At 65.4% G+C, this 23,659-nt stretch carries 26 protein-coding genes; 8 read left to right on the forward strand and 18 right to left on the reverse strand.

Features of this window, described 5'->3' with window-relative positions:
* Positions 1 to 75 precede the first annotated feature (75 nt).
* Complete coding sequence (locus RWO33_RS05420; RefSeq protein ID WP_314102873.1) at positions 76 to 1,446, reverse strand: short-chain fatty acyl-CoA regulator family protein; 1,371 nt, start codon at positions 1,444 to 1,446, stop codon at positions 76 to 78.
* A 113-nt stretch (positions 1,447 to 1,559) separates the two neighbouring features.
* On the opposite strand from RWO33_RS05420, the gene RWO33_RS05425 reads away from it, so the two are divergent.
* Genes RWO33_RS05425 through mmsB form a run of 5 tightly spaced genes read left to right on the forward strand, consistent with a single transcriptional unit; the run spans position 1,560 to position 7,113 of the window.
* Positions 1,560 to 3,065, forward strand: coding sequence for a CoA-acylating methylmalonate-semialdehyde dehydrogenase (locus tag RWO33_RS05425; protein WP_314102876.1), 1,506 nt, complete (start codon positions 1,560 to 1,562; stop codon positions 3,063 to 3,065).
* 25 nt (positions 3,066 to 3,090) lie between these two features.
* A complete protein-coding gene (locus tag RWO33_RS05430; protein ID WP_314102879.1) occupies positions 3,091 to 4,257 on the forward strand; it encodes an acyl-CoA dehydrogenase family protein in 1,167 nt (388 codons plus the stop codon).
* The gene (locus RWO33_RS05435; RefSeq protein ID WP_314102882.1) at positions 4,254 to 5,054 is read left to right on the forward strand and encodes an enoyl-CoA hydratase; all 801 of its coding nucleotides are present in this window, start codon (positions 4,254 to 4,256) and stop codon (positions 5,052 to 5,054) included. The genes RWO33_RS05430 and RWO33_RS05435 overlap by 4 nt, the downstream gene beginning before the upstream one ends.
* The gene (locus RWO33_RS05440) at positions 5,051 to 6,226 is read left to right on the forward strand and encodes an enoyl-CoA hydratase/isomerase family protein (protein ID WP_314102885.1); all 1,176 of its coding nucleotides are present in this window, start codon (positions 5,051 to 5,053) and stop codon (positions 6,224 to 6,226) included. The genes RWO33_RS05435 and RWO33_RS05440 overlap by 4 nt, the downstream gene beginning before the upstream one ends.
* The gene (gene mmsB / locus RWO33_RS05445) at positions 6,223 to 7,113 is read left to right on the forward strand and encodes a 3-hydroxyisobutyrate dehydrogenase (protein ID WP_314102888.1); all 891 of its coding nucleotides are present in this window, start codon (positions 6,223 to 6,225) and stop codon (positions 7,111 to 7,113) included. Before RWO33_RS05440 ends, mmsB begins: the two co-directional genes overlap by 4 nt.
* 195 nt (positions 7,114 to 7,308) lie before the next feature.
* Here the strand turns inward: mmsB and RWO33_RS05450 are convergent, their stop codons facing one another.
* Entirely contained in the window at positions 7,309 to 7,734 is a 426-nt protein-coding gene (locus RWO33_RS05450; protein ID WP_314102891.1) for an organic hydroperoxide resistance protein, read from the reverse strand.
* 111 nt (positions 7,735 to 7,845) lie between these two features.
* Between RWO33_RS05450 and RWO33_RS05455 the strand changes: the two genes are divergently transcribed.
* On the forward strand, positions 7,846 to 8,676 hold the full coding sequence (locus tag RWO33_RS05455) for an AraC family transcriptional regulator (protein WP_314102894.1): 831 nt from the start codon (positions 7,846 to 7,848) through the stop codon (positions 8,674 to 8,676).
* A gap of 12 nt (positions 8,677 to 8,688) precedes the next feature.
* Here the strand turns inward: RWO33_RS05455 and RWO33_RS05460 are convergent, their stop codons facing one another.
* Entirely contained in the window at positions 8,689 to 9,645 is a 957-nt protein-coding gene (locus RWO33_RS05460; RefSeq protein ID WP_314102897.1) for a cation transporter, read from the reverse strand.
* Positions 9,646 to 10,378: 733 nt separating this feature from the next.
* On the opposite strand from RWO33_RS05460, the gene RWO33_RS05465 reads away from it, so the two are divergent.
* On the forward strand, positions 10,379 to 11,857 hold the full coding sequence (locus tag RWO33_RS05465) for a SulP family inorganic anion transporter (protein WP_314102900.1): 1,479 nt from the start codon (positions 10,379 to 10,381) through the stop codon (positions 11,855 to 11,857).
* Between the two features lie 69 nt (positions 11,858 to 11,926).
* On the opposite strand, the gene RWO33_RS05470 is transcribed toward RWO33_RS05465, so the two are convergent.
* The 12 genes from RWO33_RS05470 to RWO33_RS05525 form a co-directional block, all read right to left on the reverse strand.
* Positions 11,927 to 12,166, reverse strand: a complete 240-nt coding sequence (locus RWO33_RS05470) for a hypothetical protein (RefSeq protein ID WP_314102902.1) — start codon at positions 12,164 to 12,166, stop codon at positions 11,927 to 11,929.
* 265 nt (positions 12,167 to 12,431) lie between these two features.
* Positions 12,432 to 12,656: a hypothetical protein gene (locus RWO33_RS05475; RefSeq protein ID WP_314102904.1), complete on the reverse strand. Its 225-nt coding sequence runs from the start codon at positions 12,654 to 12,656 to the stop codon at positions 12,432 to 12,434.
* The gene (locus RWO33_RS05480; protein ID WP_314102906.1) at positions 12,653 to 12,832 is read right to left on the reverse strand and encodes a hypothetical protein; all 180 of its coding nucleotides are present in this window, start codon (positions 12,830 to 12,832) and stop codon (positions 12,653 to 12,655) included. The genes RWO33_RS05475 and RWO33_RS05480 overlap by 4 nt, the downstream gene beginning before the upstream one ends.
* Positions 12,825 to 13,097, reverse strand: coding sequence for an AAA family ATPase (locus tag RWO33_RS05485; RefSeq protein ID WP_314102909.1), 273 nt, complete (start codon positions 13,095 to 13,097; stop codon positions 12,825 to 12,827). The genes RWO33_RS05480 and RWO33_RS05485 overlap by 8 nt, the downstream gene beginning before the upstream one ends.
* Entirely contained in the window at positions 13,090 to 13,515 is a 426-nt protein-coding gene (locus tag RWO33_RS05490) for a hypothetical protein (RefSeq protein WP_314102911.1), read from the reverse strand. Before RWO33_RS05490 ends, RWO33_RS05485 begins: the two co-directional genes overlap by 8 nt.
* Before the next feature lie 84 nt (positions 13,516 to 13,599).
* Positions 13,600 to 16,302, reverse strand: a complete 2,703-nt coding sequence (locus tag RWO33_RS05495) for a toprim domain-containing protein (RefSeq protein WP_314102913.1) — start codon at positions 16,300 to 16,302, stop codon at positions 13,600 to 13,602.
* 121 nt (positions 16,303 to 16,423) lie between these two features.
* Positions 16,424 to 16,687, reverse strand: a complete 264-nt coding sequence (locus tag RWO33_RS05500; RefSeq protein WP_314102916.1) for a hypothetical protein — start codon at positions 16,685 to 16,687, stop codon at positions 16,424 to 16,426.
* Entirely contained in the window at positions 16,687 to 16,980 is a 294-nt protein-coding gene (locus tag RWO33_RS05505) for a hypothetical protein (protein ID WP_314102918.1), read from the reverse strand. The genes RWO33_RS05500 and RWO33_RS05505 overlap by 1 nt, the downstream gene beginning before the upstream one ends.
* On the reverse strand, positions 16,980 to 17,219 hold the full coding sequence (locus tag RWO33_RS05510) for a hypothetical protein (RefSeq protein ID WP_314102920.1): 240 nt from the start codon (positions 17,217 to 17,219) through the stop codon (positions 16,980 to 16,982). Before RWO33_RS05510 ends, RWO33_RS05505 begins: the two co-directional genes overlap by 1 nt.
* A 344-nt stretch (positions 17,220 to 17,563) precedes the next feature.
* A complete protein-coding gene (locus RWO33_RS05515; protein WP_314102923.1) occupies positions 17,564 to 17,770 on the reverse strand; it encodes a hypothetical protein in 207 nt (68 codons plus the stop codon).
* A 66-nt stretch (positions 17,771 to 17,836) separates the two neighbouring features.
* Positions 17,837 to 18,178 (reverse strand): ogr/Delta-like zinc finger family protein, encoded by a 342-nt coding sequence (locus RWO33_RS05520; RefSeq protein WP_314102926.1) that lies wholly within the window; start codon positions 18,176 to 18,178, stop codon positions 17,837 to 17,839.
* Entirely contained in the window at positions 18,175 to 18,432 is a 258-nt protein-coding gene (locus tag RWO33_RS05525) for a DNA-binding protein (protein ID WP_314102928.1), read from the reverse strand. The genes RWO33_RS05520 and RWO33_RS05525 overlap by 4 nt, the downstream gene beginning before the upstream one ends.
* Positions 18,433 to 18,562: 130 nt before the next feature.
* Between RWO33_RS05525 and RWO33_RS05530 the strand changes: the two genes are divergently transcribed.
* Positions 18,563 to 18,931: an XRE family transcriptional regulator gene (locus RWO33_RS05530; RefSeq protein WP_314102930.1), complete on the forward strand. Its 369-nt coding sequence runs from the start codon at positions 18,563 to 18,565 to the stop codon at positions 18,929 to 18,931.
* A gap of 386 nt (positions 18,932 to 19,317) precedes the next feature.
* Here RWO33_RS05530 and RWO33_RS05535 read toward each other — a convergent pair whose 3' ends face one another.
* Genes RWO33_RS05535 through RWO33_RS05545 form a run of 3 tightly spaced genes read right to left on the reverse strand, consistent with a single transcriptional unit; the run spans position 19,318 to position 23,619 of the window.
* Positions 19,318 to 20,349, reverse strand: a complete 1,032-nt coding sequence (locus RWO33_RS05535) for a phage late control D family protein (RefSeq protein WP_314102932.1) — start codon at positions 20,347 to 20,349, stop codon at positions 19,318 to 19,320.
* Positions 20,346 to 20,744, reverse strand: coding sequence for a phage tail protein (locus tag RWO33_RS05540; protein WP_314102934.1), 399 nt, complete (start codon positions 20,742 to 20,744; stop codon positions 20,346 to 20,348). Before RWO33_RS05540 ends, RWO33_RS05535 begins: the two co-directional genes overlap by 4 nt.
* A 10-nt stretch (positions 20,745 to 20,754) precedes the next feature.
* On the reverse strand, positions 20,755 to 23,619 hold the full coding sequence (locus RWO33_RS05545) for a phage tail tape measure protein (protein WP_314102937.1): 2,865 nt from the start codon (positions 23,617 to 23,619) through the stop codon (positions 20,755 to 20,757).
* Positions 23,620 to 23,659 lie beyond the last annotated feature (40 nt).

The following is a 23,659-nucleotide window of genomic DNA, read 5'->3' on the forward strand; positions in this document are numbered from 1 at the left end:
CCGGCCGTTGGCCGGCCCTCATGAACGTTGCGGCATCCCGAGGGCCGGCCAACGGCCGGCGCTACCCGGACCCGGTCACGCACGCCCGGGCAACTGCGCAAACGCGCGCTGCATGCAGTCCTCGCGCGGGCAGACCCGGCAGCCCGGGCCGATCGACACCGAGTTGCCTGGGCTCTGGATATCCAGCCCGCGCGAATAGATCAACCGCTCGGCGTGCTGCAGGTCGCAACCCAACGCCACCGCGAACGTCTTGCGCGGCTGGCCGTGGCCAACCGGACCGCTGCTTACCTGCCGGGCAAGCCAGAAATGCCTCCGTCCATCCGGCATGCGCGCGGTCTGGGTCAACACGCGCCCCGGCTGGTTGAAGGCCTCATACACGATCCACAGCGGACACGAACCGCCCACCTGCGAAAAGTGGAAATCAGTGGCCGAGTGGCGCTTGGACACATTGCCGGCGCGGTCCACGCGGATGAAGAAGAACGGCAGCCCCGGCGCACTGCGCCGCGCCAACGTGCTCAGCCGGTGGCACACCGCTTCAAACCCTACCCCGAAGCGATGCGCCAGCGCATCGATGTCGTAGGCACTGTGCTCGGCCGCGCGCAGGAACTGCGCATACGGCATCACCAACGCGCCAGCGAAGTAATTCGACATGCCGATGCGCGCCTGCGCGATCTGCTCCGGCTCGCGGAAACCGGCGCGCGCGATCACCGCATCGATCTGCGCCGCATACCCCAGCAGCGCCAGCTCGGCGGCCATCTGGAACGCCTGCTGGCCCGGTTCCAGATAATCGGGCAGCCACAACGTGCGGCTGCCGCCGTCATACACGCGCTTCTTGCGCCCGGCCTGAAGCGGCGCCACTTCCACCAGCACCCCATGACGGTCGGCCAGCAGTTGGCGCAGGCGCGGCGCCACGTGCCCGGCCACCAACCCCCATTCGCCGAACAGCTGCTCGGCCAAGTCGTCCAGCTCCGGAATGTGGTTGTGCATGCGGTTGAAAAAGTCGCGTACCTGGTCGCCGGCCGGAAGCGCCTGCCCGGCCTGCGGGTCGCCCAGCTGGAACTCCAGCGCGGCGGCGTGTTCGCGCAGCAGCAGGTGGCGGCGGTGCAGGTCGAGCAGGGCCCGGCTGATCTGCGGCAGGTTGCCCGCCATCGCCCGCAGCTCGGTGCTGCTCACCTCATCCAGGCCCAGGTCGCGCAGCGTCTCGCCCAACGCTTCCTGCAGCGCCCCGGGCTCATCTACATCGAACAGGCCGGAAACGTCGCCCAACACCTCGCGCAGCCTGGACTGCACTGCTGGGGTCAGCGGGCGCTTGTTACGCTCGATCTGGTTCAGGTAGCTGGCCGATAGCCCGAGCGCCCGGGCAAGCTCGGCTTGGGTGTAGCCGCGCTGCTCGCGCAGGCGGAGCAGGCGCAGGCCGATCTGGCGTTGGGGAGGCTGGCTATTCACAGAATTAACAAGAATCGTAGTTCGCGTTGGCCAGATTAAGCGCAGACAGCCCGGAAATCGAGGGCTTGCCTGTGAATAATGCCAATCACCTTTCGCACCCCGCCGGTATTGCCATGACTGTTGCAGCGCCCCGTATCCGCATGTTGATCGATGGCCAGTTCGTCGAATCGGCCAGCTCGCACTGGCAGAACGTGGTCAACCCGGCCACCCAGGACGTCCTGGCCCAGGTGCCGTTCGCCACCGTGGGCGAAGTGGACGCGGCCGTGGCCTCGGCCAAGGAAGCCTTCAAGACCTGGCGCAAGACCCCCATCGGCACCCGCGCGCGCATCTTCCTGAAGTACCAGCAGCTGATCCGCGAGCACATGAGCGAGCTGGCCCACATCCTCAGCGCCGAGCAGGGCAAGACCGTGCCCGACGCCGAAGGCGACGTGTTCCGCGGCCTGGAAGTGGTCGAGCACGCTGCCGCCATCGGCAACCTTCAGCTGGGCGAACTGGCCAACAACGTGGCCAACGGCGTGGACACCTACACCCTGCTGCAGCCGCTCGGCGTGTGCGCCGGCATCACCCCGTTCAACTTCCCGGCGATGATCCCGCTGTGGATGTTCCCGATGGCTATCGCCACCGGCAACACCTTCATCCTCAAGCCGTCCGAACAGGACCCGATGGTCACCATGCGCCTGGTCGAACTGGCGCTGGAAGCGGGCATTCCGAAGGGCGTGCTGAACGTCGTGCACGGCGGCGAGGAAGTGGTCAATGCGATCTGCCACCACCCGGACATCAAGGCCGTGTCGTTCGTGGGTTCCACCCGCGTCGGCACCCACGTGTACAACCGCGCCTCGCTGGCCGGCAAGCGCGTGCAGTGCATGATGGGCGCCAAGAACCACGCCGTGGTGCTGCCCGACGCCAACAAGGAACAGAGCCTCAACGCCATGGTCGGTGCCGCCTTCGGCGCGGCCGGCCAGCGCTGCATGGCCGCCTCCACCCTGGTGCTGGTCGGTGAAGCCCGCGAGTGGGTGCCGGACCTGGTCGCCAAGGCCAGGACCCTCAAGGTCAGCGCCGGCAGCGTGGCCGGTACCGACGTCGGCCCGGTCATTTCCTGCGCCGCCCGCGAGCGCGTTGAAGCGCTGATCGCCTCGGGCGTGGAGCAGGGCGCCAAGCTGGTGCTCGACGGCCGCAACCCGCAGGTGGACGGTTTCGAGAAGGGCAACTTCGTCGGCCCGACCATCTTCGACGGCGTCAAGCCGGGCATGCGCGTGTATGACGAAGAAATCTTCGGGCCGGTGCTGGTGATCCTGGAAGCGGAAACGCTGGACGACGCCATCGACCTGATCAACAGCAACCCCAACGGCAACGGCACCGCACTGTTCACCCAGTCCGGCGCCGCGGCCCGTCGCTTCCAGGAAGAAATCGATGTCGGCCAGGTCGGCATCAACGTGCCGATCCCGGTGCCGGTGCCGCTGTTCTCGTTCACCGGTTCGCGCGCCTCCAAGCTGGGCGACCTGGGTCCGTATGGCAAGCAGGTGGTCATGTTCTACACCCAGACCAAGACCATCACCGCGCGCTGGTTCGATGACGAGACCCTGGGTCACGGCGTCAACACCACGATCAGCCTGAAGTAAGCGCCTGCAAAGGCACGGAGTGTTTATGAGCAACTCGATGACGACGGAACTCGACGAAGCGCAGCAGGCCTATAGAGAGGCCGCGCGTGACTTCGCCCAGGCAGAACTGGCGCCGCACGCCGCGCGATGGGATGCGGAGGGCATCTTTCCGCGCGAGGCGATCGCCAAGGCAGGGGAACTTGGGTTCTGTGGCCTGTACATGGATCCTGAAGTCGGTGGCAGCGGCCTGAGCCGTCTGGACGCCGCCGTCGTCATCGAGGAGCTCGCCAACGTGGACCCGTCCACCGCGGCCTACGTCAGCATCCACAACATGGCCTCGTGGATGGTCTCCAGCTGGGGCACCGAAGCGTTGCGCGCCGAGTGGGGCCAGGCGTTGTCCTCGGGCAGCAGGCTGGCCTCGTACTGCCTGACCGAACCGGGTGCCGGTTCGGATGCGGCGTCGCTCAAGACCACCGCCGTGCGCGATGGCGACCATTACGTGCTGAATGGCTCCAAGGCCTTCATTTCCGGCGCCGGTGCCACCGAACTGCTGGTAGTGATGGCGCGCACCGGGGGGCCGGGTGCCAGCGGCATCAGCGCCATCGCGGTGCCGGCCGACCTGGCCGGTATCAGCTATGGGCGCAAGGAAGAGAAGATGGGCTGGAACAGCCAGCCCACCCGCGGCATCACTTTCGAGAACGTGCGCGTGCCGGTGGCCAACCTGCTGGGCGAAGAGGGCAGCGGTTTCAAGCTGGCGATGAAGGGCCTGGACGGCGGCCGCATCAATATCGCCGCCTGCTCGCTGGGTGCCGCGCAGGGTGCGCTGGACGCCGCGCGCCGCTACATGGGCGAGCGCCGCCAGTTCGGCAAGCCGCTGGCCGATTTCCAGGCGCTGCAGTTCAAGCTGGCCGACATGGCCACCCAGCTGGTGGCGGCACGCCAGATGGTGCACACCGCCGCGCGCAAGCTCGACGCCGGTGCCAGCGATACCAACGTGTGGTGCGCGATGGCCAAGCGCTTCGCCACTGACGCCGGCTTCCAGGTCTGCAACGATGCCCTGCAGATCCACGGCGGCTACGGCTACATCCGCGAATACCCGATCGAACGCCTGCTGCGCGACAGCCGCGTGCACCAGATCCTGGAGGGCACCAACGAGATCATGCGTGTGATCGTGGCCCGCCACCTGCTCAACACCGAAGAGGAACTGCGATGATGGATTGGCGCAAACAGGAACACGTGGGCCTGAAGGTCGAGGCCGACGGCCACACCGCCGTGGTGACCCTGGACAACCCGCCGGCCCATACCTGGACCGTGCACAGCCTGTCCGCGCTGCGCGACCTGGTCGGCGCGCTCAATGCCGACAGCAGCATCTACGCACTGGTGATCACCGGTGGCGGCGAGAAGTTCTTCTCCGCCGGCGCCGATCTCAAGCAGTTCGCCTCTGGCGACAAGGCGCTGGCCCGTGAGGCTGCGCGACGCTTCGGCGAAGCCTTCGAAGCACTGTCCGGTTTCCGTGGCGTGTCCATCGCCGCGATCAACGGCTACGCGATGGGCGGCGGCCTGGAATGCGCCCTGGCCTGCGACCTGCGCATCATCGAAGAACACGCCCAGGTCGCGCTGCCGGAGGCCACCGTCGGCCTGCTGCCGTGCGCCGGCGGTACCCAGAACCTGCCGCGCCTGGTCGGTGAGGGCTGGGCCAAGCGCCTGATCCTGCTGGGCGAGCGCATCGACGCCGATACCGCCGTGCGGATTGGCCTGGCCGAAGAAAAAGTCGGCAAGGGCGAGTCGAGGGCGCTGGCGATCGAGTGGGCGAACAAGGCCGGCAAGCAGAGCCCGTCCAGCGTGGCGGCCTGCAAGACCCTGGTCCAGGCCACCCGCAGTGGCATCAGCCATGCGTCGGCGCTGGTCGCCGAGCGCGAGGCCTTCGTCGACCTGTTCGACCGCGCCGACCAGGCCGAGGGCGTCAACGCCTTCCTGGAAAAGCGCGCACCGCAGTGGAAGAACGCATGAGCACTCCCGAGGCCCCCGTTGAGGCGCCGGTGCTGTTCGAAGAACAGCCCGCCGCCAACGGCAAGCGCATCGGCATCGCCACGCTGAACGCACCGCGCACCCTCAACGGGTTCTCGCTGCCCATGGCGCACCTGCTGCACGAGCGCCTGACGGCGTGGGCGGCCGACGACGGCATCGCGCTGGTGGTGCTGCAGGGTGCTGGCGAAAAGGCGTTCTGCGCCGGCGGCGACCTGCACAGCCTGTACCAGAGCATGCGCGCCTACCGCGACGCCGGCGCCACCGACGTGCGCGACAACGCGTATGCCGCCGAGTTCTTCGACGTGGAATACCGCGTCGATTACCTCATCCATACCTATGCCAAGCCGATCCTGTGCTGGGGCCACGGCATCGTCATGGGCGGCGGCATCGGCCTGATGTCCGGCGCCAGCCATCGCGTGGTCAGCGAGCGCTCGAAACTGGCGTTCCCCGAGATCACCGTCGGCCTGTTCCCGGATGTCGGTGGCAGCTGGCTGCTGCCGCGCGTACCGGGCAAGGGCGGCCTGTTCCTCGCGCTCACCGGCGCACCGCTCAACGCGGGCGATGCCATCTACGCCGGCCTGGCCGACATCCACATCGCCGAGGCCCAGCGTGCCGACGTGTTCAGTGCGCTGGCGCAGGTGCATTGGAACGATGACGCCAAGCGCAACCACGAACAACTCAGCGCCCTGCTGCAGGAGCACGCCAGCGACGCGGCCACCGGCCCGCTGCTGCGCAATGCCGCCACGGTGGACGCGCTGTGCGAAGGCAACGACGTGACCGCCGTGGTCGATGCGATCGGCGCGCTGCAGACCGACGATGCCTGGCTGCAGACCGCGCAGGCGACGCTGGCCGCCGGCGCACCGGGTTCGGCACGGCTGGCCTGGGAACTGCAGCAGCGTGCCGCCGGTGCGTCGCTGGCCGACGTCTATCGCTTCGAGTACATCGCCGCCCTGCACAGCGCCGGCCACGGCGATTTCGCCGAAGGGATCCGCGCGCTGTTGATCGACAAGGACCGCAGCCCGCGCTGGCAGCCGGCCACGCTGGCCGAAGCGACCCCGCAGTGGGCGCAGACCTTCTTCGTTTCGCCCTGGAACGCCGCCACGCATCCGCTGGCCGACCTCGGCGCCACCGTTCCTGAAAGGAGCCTTGCATGAGCCGTATTGCATTCATCGGGTTGGGCAACATGGGTGGCCCGATGGCCGCCAACCTGGCCAAGGCCGGCCACGCCGTGCGCGTGTTCGACCTGGTGCCCGCCGCCGTGCAGGCCGCGGTCGACGCCGGCGCCGCCGCAGCCAGTTCGGCGCTGGATACGCTGACCGACGCCGAAGTGGTCATCTCGATGCTGCCGGCCAGCCGTCACGTCGAAAGCGTGTACCTGGGCGACGACGGCTTGCTGGCCGACATTCCTGGTGGCGCGCTGGTCATCGACTGCAGCACGATCGCCCCGGCGACCGCGCGCAAGGTATCCGAAGCCGCTGCCGCACGCGGGCTGCAGATGCTGGACGCACCGGTCTCCGGCGGCACCGCCGGCGCTGCTGCCGGCACCCTGACCTTCATCGTCGGCGGCGAAGCCGACGCACTCGAGCGCGCGCGCCCGCTGCTGCAGGCGATGGGCAAGAACATCTTCCACGTCGGCGCCAGCGGCGCCGGCCAGGTCGCCAAGCTGTGCAACAACATGGCGCTGGGCGTGATCATGGCGGTGACCGGCGAGTCCATCGCCCTGGGCGTGGCGCACGGCCTGGACCCGAAGGTGTTGTCGCAGATGATGGCGGTCAGCACCGGCCGCAGCTGGGCCACCGAAGTGTGCAACCCGTGGCCGGGCGTGCTGGAAAATGCCCCCGCCTCGCGCGGCTATAGCGGCGGCTTCGGCAGCGACCTCATGCTCAAGGACATGGGCCTGGCCGTGGAAGCGGCCATGAGCGTGGGCGCCTCGATCCCGCTGGGCGAACTGGCCCGCAACCTGTACTCGATGAACCACCAGGCCGGCCGCGGCAAGCTCGACTTCTCCAGCGTAGTGCAGCTGGTAACCCCGGAAAAATAACCGGGACAACGAATGCATCCCGGAAACGGGATCCACCGCGGTGGGATGGGCGGATGCACGGTCAACGCGACCGGCATCCGCCCATTTTTTTCGTCACGACCAACGGTCCTGACCCACCGACACGTCAGCGACGGTCGTGACCCACCGACATGTCGATGACGGTAGGTGCCGACCGTTGGTCGGCACGCTCCGCCATCAAACGATGGTCAACGTCACATCGATATTGCCGCGCGTGGCGTTCGAATACGGGCACACCACATGCGCCTTCTGCACCAGCTCCTCCACCTGCTCGCGCGGCAGGCCCGGCACGCTGATCTGCAGCTCCACTTCAATGCCGAAGCCGGTCGGGATCTGGCCGATGCCCACGTTGCCGGTGATGCTGGTCTCGGCCGGCAGCGCAACCTTGGCCTGGCCGGCCACGTACTTCAGCGCGCCCAGGAAGCAGGCCGAATAGCCCGCCGCGAACAGCTGCTCCGGATTGGTACCCGGGCCCCCGGTGCCGCCCAGCTCGCGCGGGGTGGACAGCTGCACGTCCAGCACGTTGTCCGACGAGGTGGCGCGGCCTTCGCGGCCGCCGGTGGCGGTGGCGTGTGCGGTGTAAAGAACCTTTTCAATCGACATGGGAATGCTCCTGGCTGTGTAAGGAATGGACCGGTTGGTGAGGTGTACTGTGCGCCACCGGGTCGGACGTGTGGCAACATATCATCCAGCAAACTTGATCTGGAGTCCGAAATGGTCGACCGCCTGCAATCCCTGCTCGGCCGCTTCGCGGTCAATGCCGAAGTCTTCCACGCCGGCGCGTTGTGCGGCATCAACGACCTCGCAGCCGACGGCGAGCGTGGCCAGCTGCATCTGATCCGCGACGGCCAGGTCCGCGTCGAGCACGCCGACGGCAGCGTCATCGAGATCACCGAGCCCAGCGTGCTGGTATACCCACGCCCGCTCGCCCACCGCTTCGTCACCGACCCGGACACTGGCGCCGACTTCGCCTGCGCCCACCTCCAGTTCGAAGGCGGCGGCAACAACCCGGTGTCCGCCGCACTGCCGCCGGTGATCTGCCTGCCGCTCGCCGAACTGTACGGTGGCCAGCCCATCCTCTCGGTGCTGTTCGAAGAAGCCTTCGCCCAGCGTTGCGGTCGCCAGGCGCTTCTGGACCGGCTGTTCGAAGTGGTGATGATCCAGATCCTGCGCGCGCTGATGGAAAGCGGCCAGCTACGCGTCGGCCTGCTGGCCGGCATGGCCCACCCGCGCCTGCGTCACGCCCTGGTAGCGATGCACGAAGAGCCCGCGCAGGAATGGACCCTGGAATCGCTCGCCCAGCGTGCCGGCATGTCGCGCAGCGCCTTCGCCGACAGCTTCCGCGACACCATCGGCAGCACCCCCGGCCACTACCTGCAGGGCTGGCGCACGCGCCTGGTGCAGCAGGCGCTGCGTAAAGGACAACCGCTCAAGCGGATTGCAATTGATGTGGGCTATGGCAGTGAAGCAGCCCTGTCGCGCGCGTTCAAGTCGCAGACCGGGCAGTCGCCGCGGCAGTGGAAGCAGGGGCTGCAGGCGGCATGATGCTCTGAGCAATCAGATCGTCCATTCTCGATCTGTGGTGAACATGATCGTCAACCACCGGTCCGTCGATTCCTCGCCCAACGCCTCACCGATCTCATCGCGCAGCTGGTCCCATTCAACCAGCTGACGCGGCGGGTCATTTGCCGGCACCACGAAGAATAGTTCGATCTGATCGCCACGTCCTACCTTGGCCACGTAGCTGCGGTGCTCGATGAAGCCATACTTGGCGACGATGCCGCGTGCGACTTCATCCACATGCGCCTGCAGCTCGACGGGCGTGATCAACAGGATGTCCGACAGCGCCTGGCGAACCGTACCCAGCGGCGCGACCACCACGAACAGGCAGACCAGCAGCAGGATGGCCGGGTCGATGTAGGGCACAAGCCATGCCCATTCGGTGCCGCGCAGCAACCAACCGCCACCGAAAGCGACCAGGTACGCTGCCGACATGCTTGCGGCCACCATCCAGTTCTTCGCATCCAGCGCGATGAACTCCGAGCCGATCGTGCGATTGGCACGGCGCACGAACAGCGCCAGGCCACTTTCGACGATGATGGAAATCAACGCGAATACGATGGCGGGTCCCAGTGCGATCTCGCGGCCGCCGGACATCAGCGCATCCACCGCGTTGACCGCTGCATACAACGCTGCGCCGATCATCAACGTACCGCTCACCCCCAGCACGATCGGCTCCAGGTGCCAGAAGCCCATGGTGAAGCGCTGGTTCAAGCGGGACTGCAACGCATCCACGTTGGTGGACATGCTGATCAGCCGCACCACCAGCAGCGACAGCCAGGTCATCACCACATCGATCAGGCCATAGATGCCGTCGAAGATGATCAACGACGAATTGGCATAAAGCCCGAAGGCGACGGCAATGGCCGCGACACCGAAAGAGGCGGCGATCGACAGGCGCAGCACTCCCTGTTCGGTGGTGCTGTCGAAGGTGGAAGGGTGCAGGAAACGCATAGGTGTGGTTTTGGCAACGAATACCAGTCCGTCGAGAGTACCGTGCGTGGGTGACGCTGGCGCTGACGAAGGCAATGGCACGACGCCGGTAGGGTTGGTCGCCAGACAACTGCCGATACGAATGATCGGCGCGGTGGCGCATGACCTTCAACGAAGCAAGCGCGACCTTGCCAGAAAGGTCATGCGCTAAAGGGCCGATCACCGTTATCGGCAGTTGTCTGACGACCAACCCTACCAAGGCCTCCTCCCCGTGGTGGGCAATCCCTTGGGCTGGGGGCATCCACCCCTCCAACACTCGTTCCGGCCCCACGGGCAGCATTCATCCGGCACAGGTAAACTATTGATCGCGCTGGCAAAGCCAGCCATCTCTGCCTGCCTAGATTCCAATGACCCAGCCTGCCACCCCCGCAGACCGCTACGCCGCTTCCCTGCGCCTGTCCGTCGCCCCGATGATGGACTGGATCGACATCCTTGTGTAGCAGGGTTTTCCAGGCGCTTGGCACATTAATGGCACGTTTGTTCGCTGCCAGCGCTCTTGCAGCGAGCGTTTGCCTCGCACTGCCTCCTGTAATTCCAAATTCGGCTACAATCCTCAGCTTACGAATCCCAAGACCTCGGTTGATGACTCCACCCTAATGCTTTGATGGAAGCGATCCAGACGACGATGTCTGGAATGGGTGCCTGTTTGTCCCTTCGTTTTGGCGCGCACGGCTGTGCGCGGAGATCACTATCCATGTCTGCTATTTTTCCCCTGCGCCAGCAATGGTTCGGCAACGTTCGAGGCGATGTGCTTTCGGGCATCGTGGTTGCATTGGCGCTTATCCCCGAAGCGATTGCATTTTCTATCATCGCTGGCGTAGATCCTAAAGTTGGCTTGTACGCTTCCTTCTGTATCGCCGTTATTACCGCAATTGCCGGTGGTCGACCTGGCATGATTTCAGCAGCGACCGGCGCTATGGCGCTGCTGATGGTGACACTGGTTAAGGAACACGGCATTCAGTACCTGTTTGCTGCAACGATCCTCGCGGGCATTCTCCAGATGCTCGCGGGTGCCATGCGTTTGGGTTCACTAATGCGGTTCGTATCACGCTCTGTAGTGACCGGATTCGTCAACGCGCTGGCCATTCTGATCTTTCTGGCACAGCTGCCAGAATTGATCGGCATGCCTTGGCTGGTTTATGCAATCTGCGCGGCGGGCCTGGCGATCATCTATCTGTTCCCGCTTGCGACCAAAGCGGTTCCGTCGCCCTTAGTGGCCATAGTCGTACTGACTGCCGCTTCGATGTACTTCGGGTTCGAGGTGCGAACCGTGGGCGACATGGGCGAACTACCAGACAGTCTTCCGATCTTCCTGATTCCCGACGTGCCACTGACCTGGGAAACGTTGCAGATCCTTCTGCCGGTGTCGGCAACGCTGGCGGTGGTAGGCCTGCTGGAGTCGCTGATGACGGCGCAGATCGTAGAGGACATGACCGATACGCCCAGCCAGAAGAACCGCGAATGTGCAGGCCAAGGGTTGGCCAATACGGTCACGGGCTTCTTCGGCGGCATGGCGGGCTGCGCGATGATCGGCCAGTCGGTGATCAACATCACGTCGGGAGGGCGTGGCCGGCTTTCTTGCCTGGTAGCTGGCGTAGTCTTGCTTCTGCTGGTGGTGTACGGGTCCGGCTTGGTGAGTCAGATTCCGATGGCAGCTCTGGTGGCCGTGATGATCATGGTCAGCATCGGCACCTTCAGCTGGCGTTCGCTGCGCGAGCTCGCCATCCATCCGAAAAGCTCGTCGGTAGTGATGGTTGGCACGGTTATCGTGACCGTGGCCACCCATGACCTTGCCAAGGGCGTGCTGACTGGCGTCGTGTTGTCGGCGGTCTTCTTCACGCGTAAGGTCGGTGGGATGCTGTCTGTGGTCGAGTCTGTGAAAGATGCAGACTCCGTTACGTACTCGGTGAAGGGACAGGTTTTCTTTGCGTCCGCAGGGCAGTTTGTCAGCAGCTTCAACTATCTCGCTGTGCCGAAGAAGGTGACCATTGACCTCACGGACGCGCATTTCTGGGATCTGACGGCGGTCGATGCGCTTGACCGGACAGTGATGAAGCTGCGCCAACATGGTGCCTACGTCGAAGTTGTTGGCCTCAATGACGCCAGCGAGACGCTCGTGGACCGCCTTGGAAAGCACCGGACGCCCGGGGCCACACTCTCGTCAGGACACTGACTAGATCCGCTGCGTTGGCTCGTATATATATGAAGAAGGCCGCCCTGCGGCGGCCTTTTTCGTTACGAGTCATGAGGCGCGTTCTTGTCGCTGAGCGTCCCACCAACTGGCCACGTCGCGCGTGTCGTAGACCTCTCCGGTCCGCGCCGGCAGGAGCCCCGCGCTGTGCTTGTTGGCCATGGTCTTGATCTTGCTACCCGGGAAGTACGCATCGCGCAGCTGCTCGACGGTCATGGTCGGTCCGAACTGGCCGAACAACAGCCAGAAAGTTCCAAACCCTCCGCCGCGCAATGTTGCTTGGGCGCTCATCGCTGCGTCCCTCCAACCAGCCGCAACTGCAACTGCGGTACGGCGTCGTGGGCTACATGCGGGGCGGAGACGGGATGGGTACCGTGAATCTTGTGCCAGTGTGCCCAAGCCAGGTCGAAGGTGGCGCACTTCGGGGTTCGCGCACAGCGGCATTCAACGAAGTGTCCGCCCTTTGCCTCCAAACGGCGCCCGTCGACCATATAGCGTGGGTGGTGGCCCTCCTTGCACTTCGGAAGCGCTCGGGGCGGTGTAAATTCACGCTGCGTCATGCAGACGCCTCCGCCACGCTACATGCAGCATCGGCCAGGTGCAGGATGGTGTCCTGATCGATGCGGTCGAGAGCCTGGGCGATGGTGTAGTCCATCTCCTTTAACCAGTCGTGCCGATTCAGTACCAGAGCAGCCGTCAGGGCCTCGCCCGTCGAAAGCGGCCCGGTGTTGCCTCGGCGCTTGGCATACAACGCCACGTTGATCACACGGTCAAGGTTCACGCGGCACCCCCTACGCGGCGCACTGCCATCTGCGGGCGGCGGCGGCGCAGCCGCTGCGGGATCTGCCCGACCGCCAAGCCACTGTGGCGCCGAGGCGCGGGACGGTTGATCCAGAGGCGGTGCAGCAAGGCACCGCCGGCGGCGGGGGCCAGCAGGATCAGGAGCAGCTCAGCCATGGGAAACTCCCGCCTTGGTGATGCCGACGCTGGCCAGTGCCTGGTCAATGTGAATGACCTCGGTGCCGAGCAGCCCGGCGGCTCGCTCCGCGTAGCTCTGGCTGCAGGACAGGTAAAGGAAGCCCTGCCGTTGCAGGCGTTCCCCCATGAGCTGCACGTCCTCCAGATCGATCACCCGGCTCACGCCGTGCTTCTCGGCGATGGCACGGCCATGAAGGGTTTTCCCACTGCCCTGCGGCCCGTAAACGACGACCGACTTAGCCATTGGCCACCTCCTGCGCAGCCTGGGCGACCGAGCCTGTGGAGGCCCTGCGCCCCGGCAGCATGTTGGCCAGCTCGAACGGGAAGGGCAGGCGGTCAGCCAGCTCAGCCAGCTCGGCCGAAATCCAGTCGCGGTCCTGGTCAAACTCTTCGCTGCCCTTGGTCAGCACCCAGCCGCTCCTGTTCCCCTTGCGGCGCTCCAACACCCGCTGGGCAATCTTGGTGCTCCCCATGTTCAGGGTCGCCGTGGCGATCACCTTGTTGTGGGTGACATGCAGCACCAGCGTGGCGCTGCACTCTTCGGCCGTTCCCCCTTCAATCCCCACATTCCCCGCACCCGTGGTAGCCTCCGCCCCGTGTCCGGTGCTGGAATCCAGCGGAGATGTGGGGGTGGTTGCGGCTTCGCCGTTCATCTTTTGCATTGCTCTCTCCTGAGCTTCTGTTGGTAGATGGCCTTGGGGTGGTGTTGGCGCACCGCCCGCCGGACCGCTTTGTTGCACGTCGCCTTACTTCGCTTTGAATACCCAGCACTTCACCGTGAAGCTGCTGCCGAGCATGGTGTTGCGTATGTTGCTGTTGACCGCCGTGTTGGCGCTGATGAGCTTGTAGCGCCGCGAATCGGGCAGATGCTTGCGGAGGTCGACCAGGTCTGGAACCGCCTGGCCATGCTGGCCGGCCTTCGCCACGAACTCGTTGAGGTTGATCGCGATTTTGTTGGGGTCACGCGAGTGGTTGAGCATTGGGCGCTCGCCGTTGGCCAAGCCTTCGAGGTATTCGTACGTCTCCCAGAACTCGTTGACGATCTTGTGGTCCGCGCTGATGGCCATCTGGCGTTCCATGGCTGCAGCGACCAGCGCGTCACGGGTGGCCACCACCATGTGCTCGGGCACGTCGATCACCAGGCGCAGGCAGTCGAGCAGCGACAGCATCTGCGCGTGGTTCTTGATGACACGCTCCAGTCGCAGATCCGTCTTTTCGCGTAGCCGGGCCTCGAAGTAGCTCACGCGCTCTTTAAACTTGGCCAGCACCTGGCCTTCCGAGCGCACCGCCTTGATCAGGAAGTGGCTCAGGTCTTCCACCTGCAGGGCGTTGAGGTTGTCGGCCGCAATGCGGCTCTCAGGGGTTACAACAGGCTTGCGGAAGTGCAGCTTGACGATACGGGTCAGGATCGCTTCGCTGGCATCCACGGCTGCGTTCTGGCTGATCACGATGGTGCCCCGGAAGGGCGGCTCGTAGGTGTCATTGCCGCCGTTGCGGACGCCACGCGTTGCCAGCGTGCCGCCGCCGAAGTAGTCCTTCAGCTCATCCCACTCGAAGGACTTTGAATGCGCCTTGTCCGGCGTGTCACGGTCGGCCTCGAGCAGCACGACGGGCATGCCCGAAATCTGGCCCATCGCGCGCGCACGACCGGCCTTGGACGACTTGGCGGGGTCAAAGCCTTCGTAGTCGCTGCGGGCCAAGAGCTTCCACAGGAACGTCAGCAGCGTGGTCTTGCCGGCGCCGGCTTCGCCGGTGGCTTCGAGGAAGGGGAAGGATTTATGGGCGCTGCGGATCTGATTTGCGAACAACGAGCCGAACCAGAAGATCAGGGCGATCATGCCGTGCGTACCAAAGCACAACCACAGCCATTCCATCCACTCTGTGCGGAACGCCTCTGGGTCGCGCTGAATGTCCATCCGGATGGACTTCTGCGTGGTCTTGAGCCGCAGCTTGCTGAACTCGAAATAGTCTTCGGCGTTGGCCAGGCTGATCTCACCATTGCGGACCGCGATGTCGCCAAAGATGTAGGCGCCGTGGTCAGGGCTGTAGCCCACGAAATCGACCGTATCGACGGTTTTGATGTTGAACAGTTGGTCTTCCATCATGCGGTCCAGCTGGTGGCCCGATCCGCTGAACACCGCGCCCTGGGCCAGGCTGATGATGCGCTTCTTGAACTCGGTTGAACTGGCGACCTGGGGGCCGGTAAAGGTGCCCTTGACCGAGGGCGCATCGTGGGGGAAATCCACGCGGAAGAAGTACCAGCTTTCGTCGGTGGCTTCATGGCGCTGGAAGTACAGTGCTTCGGGGTAGCAGTTGGCGATCTGGCGCACGGAGGCAGAAGCGCGCTGGATCTTGGCGATCTCCTCGTCCTCCAACGCCTCGTCTTCGGCCAGGTCACGGTCACTGGACCGCTCGCGGCAAAGCTTCTCGAAACGCAATGCGTCGAACTCGAACCAGTACAGGCGCGAATGGTGTTCCAGATGGAACTCTGACTGCTTGTCGTGGCCGTAGATGATCAGGCCTTTGTCCATGGCAGTGCGTGCCATGAGCAGGTCGCCCTGGTAGCGGGCCTCGGCCAGGTCAGCGTCCCACTGGCCCTGCTGGTCGTCTGCCGCCAGTGCGCGCAGGTGGAGGTCGTTCCAGTCGGTCTTCTTCCCGTCGCGCTGGACGATCTGGGCCGCTTTGCACTTAAAGCCAAGTTTCTCCGCGCGCTTTGCGTGCCGCTGGATGTAGGCGCGCGCGCCGGGCTCATTGTCCAATGCCCAGATCAGGGTGGGGAGGTTGCCAGGGCGTGACGCTGCCAGCTCGCGCAGGGAGGCTTCCGGGTAGGCGTTGCTCGACATCGCCGACACGGCGCAGCTGCCGCGCTGGAGGTGGGCAATGGCGTCGAAGATGCCCTCCACGATCCATACCTCGCGGGCGTCGCGCATGGCGGACAGCGCAGCCGGAGCCGCCCACCACACGCCGGCGTAACTCTGGCCGGGTGCAAAGCGGGCCTTCTGCTTACCGAACCGATGCGGGCGGTCGATCAGGCGCTCCCACCAGCCCCCCTTGGCCAGCGGGAAGCGCACGGTGGCGGTACCGGCGGAGATGCGGCGGTCGTAGTAGTTGTCCTGCGTATACAGGCCCTGCAGGGCACGCAGATCGAACCCACGCGCGGTCTGCAGGTATGCGTCGGCCGCAGCGTTCGGCTTGGCTTCGGTCTGCACATGGCGCTTGGAGTAGTCGTCAAACAGGTCGTCGTAGAGGTCTTTGACGAACACCTCCTGTCCGCACTTTGCCTGCCGGCCACAGCGCAGCACCCACGGCTTCGAGTAGCTGGTGTAGAGCTCCTTCTTGCCGCAATGAGGGCATTTTCCCCCACGCATGTAGTCGGTGCTGCTGCGGTGCTTGAGGCCGTAGTCCCGCTCCACGCGCTGCAGGACTTGCTGGCGGATGTCTTCTTGCATGGCCAGGTCAGCCTTTCGCCGCGGATGAGGCGGTGGTGTTGGGGTAATACATAGCTCTCTCCTGAGCAGGGGGTTCCGACCCAGCGGCGTTGGCGCGCCGCTGGGTCGGAGCGGTACTGAGTTATTCGTCGGCGGGCTTGGAGCGGCTGAGAATCAGATACATGTCGTCGCGGATGTACTCGGCGACGGCGGCGGTATCGTTGGGGTCGATGCCGTGTGCCTTGGCCACCTCTTCGGTGATCGTCGCAAGGAGCCGGCATGCATACGCGGCGCGCCAGAGGCGCTGATAGTCCGCACCGGCGATCAGTTGCGCGTCCCTGTCATCGGCGGCCGTTGGAGGACCCGGATTGGGCTCGGTTGGCAGGTGGCTGTTTCTGTTCGGCATCAGTGAACTCCCGGTGCGCTTTCGCTGTCGCCATGCAGCCATGCGAAGAAGCGCTGGGCTTCGCCGTGGGCGAGCAGGAAAATCGATTGGCCAACTTGCAGCGCGTGCTCGGCTGCAGGTCGGATCACATGGGAGTACGCCGCGACCATAGAAACGCACACATCGGACTCGGCATGTACGCAGGACACGTACACGCAATTCTTGTCAGTGGAGGCGCGGACAACGATGCCGGGGCTGGCCGAGACCAGGTCGATTACCGGGCGAAGGTTGGAGGCTGAATCGTGCTTGCCCATCACTGCGCCCCCGTGCTGTCGGTGGGCGGCGTGCGACCGGCTTCCATGGTGGCGGTGATTGCGTCGAGCACATCGCCCAAGGTGAGCGCGAGGACGGGCTTGCCGTTGGCGAGCAGTCGGGCGGTGAGGACCTGATACTCATCGTGGCGCCACTCCGTGGTGTCAGCGATAAATCCGATAACGAAGGCGAGCTGCCGCAGGGGGCTGTCGCTGGACGCAGTTGGGGCGTCATTACTCATGGTGCGCATACTCCATCGTGTCGAGGAGTCCGCCACCGCCGAGACCAATCGGGGGTGGTGGACGACGCGGAGTTGGTCTACCGGGGATATGCGCAACCCGGCGGAGCCGAGGCTCCCACCGCGCCGCCCACCATAAGAAGGCTGGGGGCACACGCGCCCGGCACGCAGCTCGGGCACGAAAAAAGCGCCTGCTGGTGACATTGGCGCTTTCGCGCGCATTTCGTTCGGGAGACCAATCCCGGTCGCCGAATTGGCGGCGACGTGTGAATAGTTGCTCCGTCCGTGGGCAGGTGTCAAGGGAATTTGATGGGATTTGCTGGGGTTGGGCGATAGGGTGTGAGCGTTCATGCGCGCACCACGGCGGAGGCGTAGCCAGCCAAAACCTCAAAGGCACCACCGGCGGCGATGTGCGCGTCAACGTCCGCCCGCAGCTCAGCAGCCTCGCGTTGCTTCTCGGCGAACGAGACGTGCTTTTCCCTGGCAGACGTTGCAACAAGCACGGGGGCCATTGCCGTCGCCCAGCCGTCTCGATGTGTTTTCTGAATGGTCACGCGCAGTGCTCCTGCACCGGCGGCTGAGCCGCCGGGTTGGTTGTGTAGGACATCGGTACGCCTCTCTTAGGCGCTGTGTTGCGCGCCGCGTTCGGTCGCAGCCTCTACCGCATCCAGCAGATCGAGCTGGTTGCATCCCCGGTCTTGCTTCCATGCCTGATGCAGCTGGGCACGCAGGAAGCCCGGCGTGGGCGGCAACTCGCTGGGCAGCGCCCTGGGCACGCCGCTCGGGCTGGCGATCCCTGTCAGCTCGGAATGGCCGCTGTAGCTGGCACCGCAGAGAGGGTTCTCACACACGTAGGCGTCGTTGCGCAGGAACTTGTGCGCCAGCGAGCTGGTGCGCTTGATGAGACGGCTCCCGCAGGCCTCGCAGGAGAAAACGGCACGGCCTCCCAGCGGCGAACTCACGGGGTTTTCCTACGCGCGGGTTTGCTGGGATTTGTGCAAGAATTGGGGTCGGGCTTGATGCCAAGCGCAACAGCAGCAGCGTGGGACTTCCCATAGTTCCCCTTGCCAATACCGCGCAAGGCGTCATTCACCGCATGCCGGCAGAGATCGTTCTGCTCGGCAAAGGCGATGACCGTGATGCCGTTATCGCGCAGCCACTGCCGGGCTTGGTCCGGCGTACGCAGCTTCGGTTTGGCGGTCCGTTTGGCCTTCATTCCGTTTCCCCTGTGTAAAAGCTGCGTGAATCTTGGTGAAGTTAACTGCACCTGTCAAGGGGGTTTTCAAGTGTCTGTGGGTACAAGGCTGAAGGAAGAAAGGAAGCGACTGGGTCTGACTCAGGAAGCCATGGCAGCGGCCTGCGGAGTGGCCAAGCGGACCCAGATCCTGTTCGAGCAGGACGCACACCTCCCGGGCGGCGCCTACTTCGTTGAGGGCGACAAGTTGGGCGTGGACGTGACCTACCTGCTGGTGGGGCGCCGCGACCGCGTGAGCGAGGCCGACGCAGATCTGCTCGCGATGTGGCGAAAAGCGACACCGCATGCGCGGGTTGCTGCCCTGGCGGCGTTGTCTGGCGACGCTCAGGAGGTCGGCGCAGCCCCCCGTACCAATTTCCCCAATGCAACGATCGGCCAGCAGCTGAGCGGCGACGTTGACCTGCGTGGACAGAAGATCGTGGTCAAGCCCGCCAAGGCAGCGAAAAAGCCGCACGCATAGCCTCACCCCAACCTCTACTCAGGCCGCTATTACCCGCGCATGTGGCGCCGGTGTGGCGCGCGATAGGGAGTGAAGGACTATGGGTTGCAGTGCGGGTGTGGAGCGTGGTGCGGTGACGTGCGATTGCAGCGGTCAAACCGTGTTTGAAGGGGCCGTGATCGGCCAGGTGTTCACGGGTGACGTGCAGATGCAGTGCCCCCTCGCAGAGCGACCGCGCGCCGCCTGCATCGAAGAACCAAGAAGGGCGCCCACGGAAACGGGGCGCCCTTTGTCCACTGCCCTCATTGCTGTGGCGATCTGGCAGGCAACCTATCCTTCACCTGCGGTCGAGTCGGCCTGTGGGTCGACCCTTGCCCACGCGGCCCTGTTCCTGGTGGCCGGAGTCGTCACGCGCTACGTGAAGCCGAAGATTCTTCAGTGGATCCGCCGCCGCGTTCAAGCTCCAATGCGGTGACGAAACCGCTGCTGCCGTCGACGGTGTGGGTCGCCTTGACCACCAGCCAGTCGGTGCCGTCGATCTCCGGTTTGAACCCGCTCACGTTGACGGTCTGCTCTGGGTAGATGTCTGCGCGCCCCAGCGCCAGTCGGTAGCTCAGTTGGGCGGTACCGCGCCCTAAGCGCTGGAACTCTGCCTGCGCCTGCTGCCGGGCCTCGCTCTCCGTGGCGTAAGTCGGCTGCAGCTTCTTCTCGTTTTTGTCGGTACCGACCAGCACCGCTTTGCGCCGTGCCGCACTGCGGTCGCCCCAGTAGGCGCGCACGCCGGTGTAGGTATCGCGGTCAGATACCGAGAACCGGTGCTGGTCGCCAGATGCGCGCACGATGGTTACGCCAGGCAGTGGCTGACCGCTGGCCGTGGTACCCGAACCGATGGGCGCGAACACCAACGTCCCAGCCTTGACCGTGGCCACAGCGTCGAAGCGTTTGCCCAGGCGCGTCAGTAGGTTGATGTCGCTCTCGTTGGCCTGGTCAAGGTGGGGTACACGCACCTTGGCCAGATCCTCGGCGATGGATGCGCGCAGCGAGTGTTCGCCGGCGATGGTGCCCAGGATCGCGCCCAGGGTCGTGTCGTGCCAGCTGCGTTCGCGCCGGCTGCGGACGGCACCGGTGAGGTCGGCAGAGCGCGCACGGATCGTGAGAATGTCAGGCGCGCCGCTGTGCTCCACGTCATCAACGACAAACGTGCCCTTCTCGAACAGGCCGCTATCGCGCCATCCGATGGCGACCTCCAATGTCACGCCGCGCCGGGGCAGGGCCAGCCGTCCGTCATGGTCGTGGACGCGCAGATCGACCTGGTCAGCCTCATCGCCCCGGCTTTCGGTGAGGGTCAGATCCAACAGCCGGGGTGCAATCCGCTCGGTCAGATCCTGGCCGTCGAGCACTACGCGCCATGCGACCTGTGGATAGGGCGCCCCGCTCACGCGCTGGCCTCGGCTGAGCTATCGTCCACGCGCTCCAGCTGCAGCTGGAACTCGATCAGGCGCGGGACGCCGTCCCCGAAGAGTTCCTTGCGGGTTTCGTTGAGGCTGACGAGCAGGTAGGCGCCATAGACGCGGCCGGTGCCTTCCACAAGGGCATGCGGACGCCCCTCGTCGCCCAGCTCGCGCAGTTCGTCCAGTACCAGCAGGTTGTCGGTCAGCTCAGCGCTGATCGTGCCCTGCAGGGTGATGGTGTCATCGCCGGGGCCGACGTACTGCCGAGCAGGGCGCGCGCCCACGCGCTCGCTTGAGGCGTGCTTCCACGTCATCTGCCGCTGCAGTTGCTCATAGGCGGCGGTGGACAAGGAAAATACGAAGGTGCCGTAGGTCATCATCATGGGCGGAATCTCAATCGCTCAGCCGCGAGCCTTGGCGCGTGGCCTTGCTGCGTTCGTGGTCATCAATGGCTTGCCGGATCAGCTGAGCAAGGGCTTGAGCGTCGGCGCCGGCCGGAGCCGTGACGTTGATGTGGTAGGTGGCAGCGCCGGAGCCTGCCGCTGCGGCCGTTCCAGCCCCCGGCGCGACCACCGGCGCACCGCCGGCGACGACGGGCATGGAAGCGGCGCCCAGCGCGATTCCGGCGCCTACCTGCTTCATTCGGTCGCCCAGGCTGGTGACCTGCTGCAGCGGCTCGCCTTGGCTGCGGTCCAGACCGCCGGCCAGGCCCTGCATGGTGAAGTCGCCGAACTGCGCGAAGACACGCGACGGGCTGTGGATCCCGAGCATGCCCTTGAACTTGCTGGTGATGCCCGAAGCGATCCCGGACACGGCGTCCAGCGCCGCGCCCCCCATGGAGGTGATGCCGCCCACCAGACCGGTGATCATGTCGATGCCGGCCTGCATCATGCTGGCTGGCCAGCCCATCAGCACCTGGTTGATGCCCTGCCACATCATGGTCAGGCCGGTGCGGATCCGGTCGCCGTTGCCGGTGAACAGACCTACGATCATGTTCCATGCGCCCTGCAGGTACTGCCAGGCGCCGCCGACCGCGTTCTGGATGATCGGCAGGATCGTGGTGAACGCGGCGACCAGCCAGCCGATGGCCTTGACGACCATCCGCAGGTTCACCGTCAACACCGTGCCCAGGATCTGCCCGAATCCGCGGCCGGCGTCGGTTGCACCGTGCAACTGCTCGCTGGTGGCGGCGAAGGGTGCGAACAGCTTCTGCACCCACCCCCAAGCCTGGCCCATGGCGCTGGACACCATGTCCCACACCGGCGCCAGTGGTTCGAGCGCGGCCATCAGCTCGGTCATGATCGGGCCGACCACGTCCATCACGCCCTGCCACACGCCGACCATGAAAGCCTTGATCGGCCCCCAGTATTTCCACACCAACGCCGCCACCACGCCGATGGCCAGGCCGATGGCCAGCACCGGCGCGCTGACGCCGCCGAGCAGCGGCAACAGCATGCGGCCGACGTTGAGCAGCATCGGGAATGCCCGGCCGCCGAGCGAAACCACTTGGCCAACCAGGCGCCCAATGCCGCCGCCGCCGCTGAGCAGTGCCACTGCCTTGTGGATCTGGGTCAGAGCCATGGCGCCGACGCCGCCGGCGACCAGCAGACCGCCCAGGACGGTGGCCAGCGCGGTGCCGACCACCACGACCTTGGCGATGGTGGCCACCAGCTGCGGATTGGCGCGCACCCACTCGGTGACCTTGCCGATGACCTGGGCGGTTCGGTCCACCAACGCCTTGAAGTCGGGCAGCAGCGTCTTGCCGATGGACTGCGCCACCACCAGCGCGCTGTTCTTGAGCAGCTGCAGCGCGTTCTCGGAGGTGGCCACACGCGCGGCGTACTCGGCGCCCATCGAGCCGCCGTACTTCTGGGCGTCGGTGACCTTGTCGAAGTTGCCCTTAAGCAGCTCCAGATTGGTCAGCAGGGGGGCGATGGCGCCGATGGACTCGCGCCCGAACAGCTGGGTCATCGTCGCGGCCTGCTCGGCCTTGGGCAGCGTCTTCAGCTTCTCCAGCACGCCCACAATCGCTCCGCCTGCATCCTTCTGCATGGCATTGGCCATGTCCTTGGCGTTGAGGCCGAGCTTCTTGAAGGCGGTGATCTGGCTCTTGGTCGCAGCGTCGCCGGAGGACAGCGTCAGCAGCATGTTCTTGATGCCAGTGGCCGACACCTCGGACTCGATGCCCATGCCGGCCACGGTGGCGCCCAGCGCGGCCAGCGGGCCACTGCCCAGGCCAGCCACCTCACCGAGCGCGCCGATGCGGTTCACCACCTCGCTGATCTTCTGGACGCTGGCGGGACCGGTGTTGCCCAGGTAGTTGATCTTGTCGGCCAGCACGACCACATCGTCCTGGCCCATCTTGAAGGCGGTGCGCCAGGTGGCCATGGTCTGGCCAGCCTCTTCGGCGCTGGTGTCGAAGGCCACGCCCATCTTCGCCGCGTCCTCGGCGAAGCGCACCAGCTCTTCGCGCGGGATCGACGCCTGGCCAGCGGCAGCAACGATCTTGGCGATATCGGCCGGCACCATGGGCAGACGACGCGAGAGATCCTCCACGTCCTGGCTCATCTGCTGGAACTGCTCAGGCGTGTCGAAGTTGACCACCTTCTTCACATCGGCCATCGCCGACTCGAACGTCATGGCCTGGGCGATGGGGAAGCCCTGCACCCGCAGCGCGGCCATGGAGGCAAACGCGATGCCCGCTCCGTGGGCGGCTGCGTTCATGCCGGCGCTGTGGACCTTCCGGCTACGCGCCATAGCCGCGTCCAGCGACGCCAGGCGGGCGCGCTGCTGTTCCATCTGGGTAGTGGCGGCGGCGATATCGCCGCGCAGCTTGCGCTCATGGGTGCCCAGCTGTCGGGTGCTGATGCCGGCACGTTCCAAGCCACCGCGCAGGCGTTGCAGCTCTACGGCCTGCTGCTGGTGCTGGGTTTTGAGCAGGCCGGCAGCGGCCTTGGCCTGCTTGAATTCGTTGTTGAGCTTTCGCGTGGGCGCGGCGGTAGCAGCGAGCTGCGTGGCCAGCTGCCGGACCCGCTCCTGCGCCTCGCGGTGGGCCAAGGCAGTGCCGCGCGTGGCTTCCTGCTGCTGGCGGAAGGCGCTTACGTCACGCTGGGCGGCGTTGAGGCGACGCAGAGTAGCCTGCTGCTGTTGGAGGGCTGCGGACAGGCCCTTGCTGCCGGCAAGCACCTTGCGGAACGGGCCGGTGGCTTGATCGAGGGCCTGCAGGACTACATGCAGGCGAAGGTTGCCACCGCTCATGCGATGACAACCTGATGGCCGCTTACGGCGAGGGATTCTC

Origin of the sequence: uncultured Stenotrophomonas sp., assembly GCF_963519925.1 — a bacterium.
GTDB classification, from domain to species: Bacteria; Pseudomonadota; Gammaproteobacteria; order Xanthomonadales; family Xanthomonadaceae; genus Stenotrophomonas; species Stenotrophomonas maltophilia_AE.

Bases quoted from the DNA above. Each gene is read 5' to 3' on its own strand.
- RWO33_RS05480 (WP_314102906.1), bottom strand. From the start codon at position 12,832: ATGGCTGAGCTGCTCCTGATCCTGCTGGCCCCCGCCGCCGGCGGTGCC.
- RWO33_RS05490 (WP_314102911.1), bottom strand. From the start codon at position 13,515: ATGCAAAAGATGAACGGCGAAGCCGCAACCACCCCCACATCTCCGCTG.
- RWO33_RS05440 (WP_314102885.1), top strand. From the start codon at position 5,051: ATGAGCACTCCCGAGGCCCCCGTTGAGGCGCCGGTGCTGTTCGAAGAA.
- mmsB (WP_314102888.1), top strand. From the start codon at position 6,223: ATGAGCCGTATTGCATTCATCGGGTTGGGCAACATGGGTGGCCCGATG.
- RWO33_RS05435 (WP_314102882.1), top strand. From the start codon at position 4,254: ATGATGGATTGGCGCAAACAGGAACACGTGGGCCTGAAGGTCGAGGCC.
- RWO33_RS05530 (WP_314102930.1), top strand. From the start codon at position 18,563: ATGGCAGCGGCCTGCGGAGTGGCCAAGCGGACCCAGATCCTGTTCGAG.
- RWO33_RS05460 (WP_314102897.1), bottom strand. From the start codon at position 9,645: ATGCGTTTCCTGCACCCTTCCACCTTCGACAGCACCACCGAACAGGGA.
- RWO33_RS05430 (WP_314102879.1), top strand. From the start codon at position 3,091: ATGAGCAACTCGATGACGACGGAACTCGACGAAGCGCAGCAGGCCTAT.
- RWO33_RS05485 (WP_314102909.1), bottom strand. From the start codon at position 13,097: ATGGCTAAGTCGGTCGTCGTTTACGGGCCGCAGGGCAGTGGGAAAACC.
- RWO33_RS05505 (WP_314102918.1), bottom strand. From the start codon at position 16,980: ATGGGCAAGCACGATTCAGCCTCCAACCTTCGCCCGGTAATCGACCTG.
- RWO33_RS05425 (WP_314102876.1), top strand. From the start codon at position 1,560: ATGACTGTTGCAGCGCCCCGTATCCGCATGTTGATCGATGGCCAGTTC.
- RWO33_RS05545 (WP_314102937.1), bottom strand. From the start codon at position 23,619: ATGAGCGGTGGCAACCTTCGCCTGCATGTAGTCCTGCAGGCCCTCGAT.
- RWO33_RS05500 (WP_314102916.1), bottom strand. From the start codon at position 16,687: ATGCCGAACAGAAACAGCCACCTGCCAACCGAGCCCAATCCGGGTCCT.
- RWO33_RS05465 (WP_314102900.1), top strand. From the start codon at position 10,379: ATGTCTGCTATTTTTCCCCTGCGCCAGCAATGGTTCGGCAACGTTCGA.
- RWO33_RS05455 (WP_314102894.1), top strand. From the start codon at position 7,846: ATGGTCGACCGCCTGCAATCCCTGCTCGGCCGCTTCGCGGTCAATGCC.
- RWO33_RS05450 (WP_314102891.1), bottom strand. From the start codon at position 7,734: ATGTCGATTGAAAAGGTTCTTTACACCGCACACGCCACCGCCACCGGC.
- RWO33_RS05525 (WP_314102928.1), bottom strand. From the start codon at position 18,432: ATGAAGGCCAAACGGACCGCCAAACCGAAGCTGCGTACGCCGGACCAA.
- RWO33_RS05540 (WP_314102934.1), bottom strand. From the start codon at position 20,744: ATGATGATGACCTACGGCACCTTCGTATTTTCCTTGTCCACCGCCGCC.
- RWO33_RS05495 (WP_314102913.1), bottom strand. From the start codon at position 16,302: ATGCAAGAAGACATCCGCCAGCAAGTCCTGCAGCGCGTGGAGCGGGAC.
- RWO33_RS05510 (WP_314102920.1), bottom strand. From the start codon at position 17,219: ATGAGTAATGACGCCCCAACTGCGTCCAGCGACAGCCCCCTGCGGCAG.
- RWO33_RS05470 (WP_314102902.1), bottom strand. From the start codon at position 12,166: ATGAGCGCCCAAGCAACATTGCGCGGCGGAGGGTTTGGAACTTTCTGG.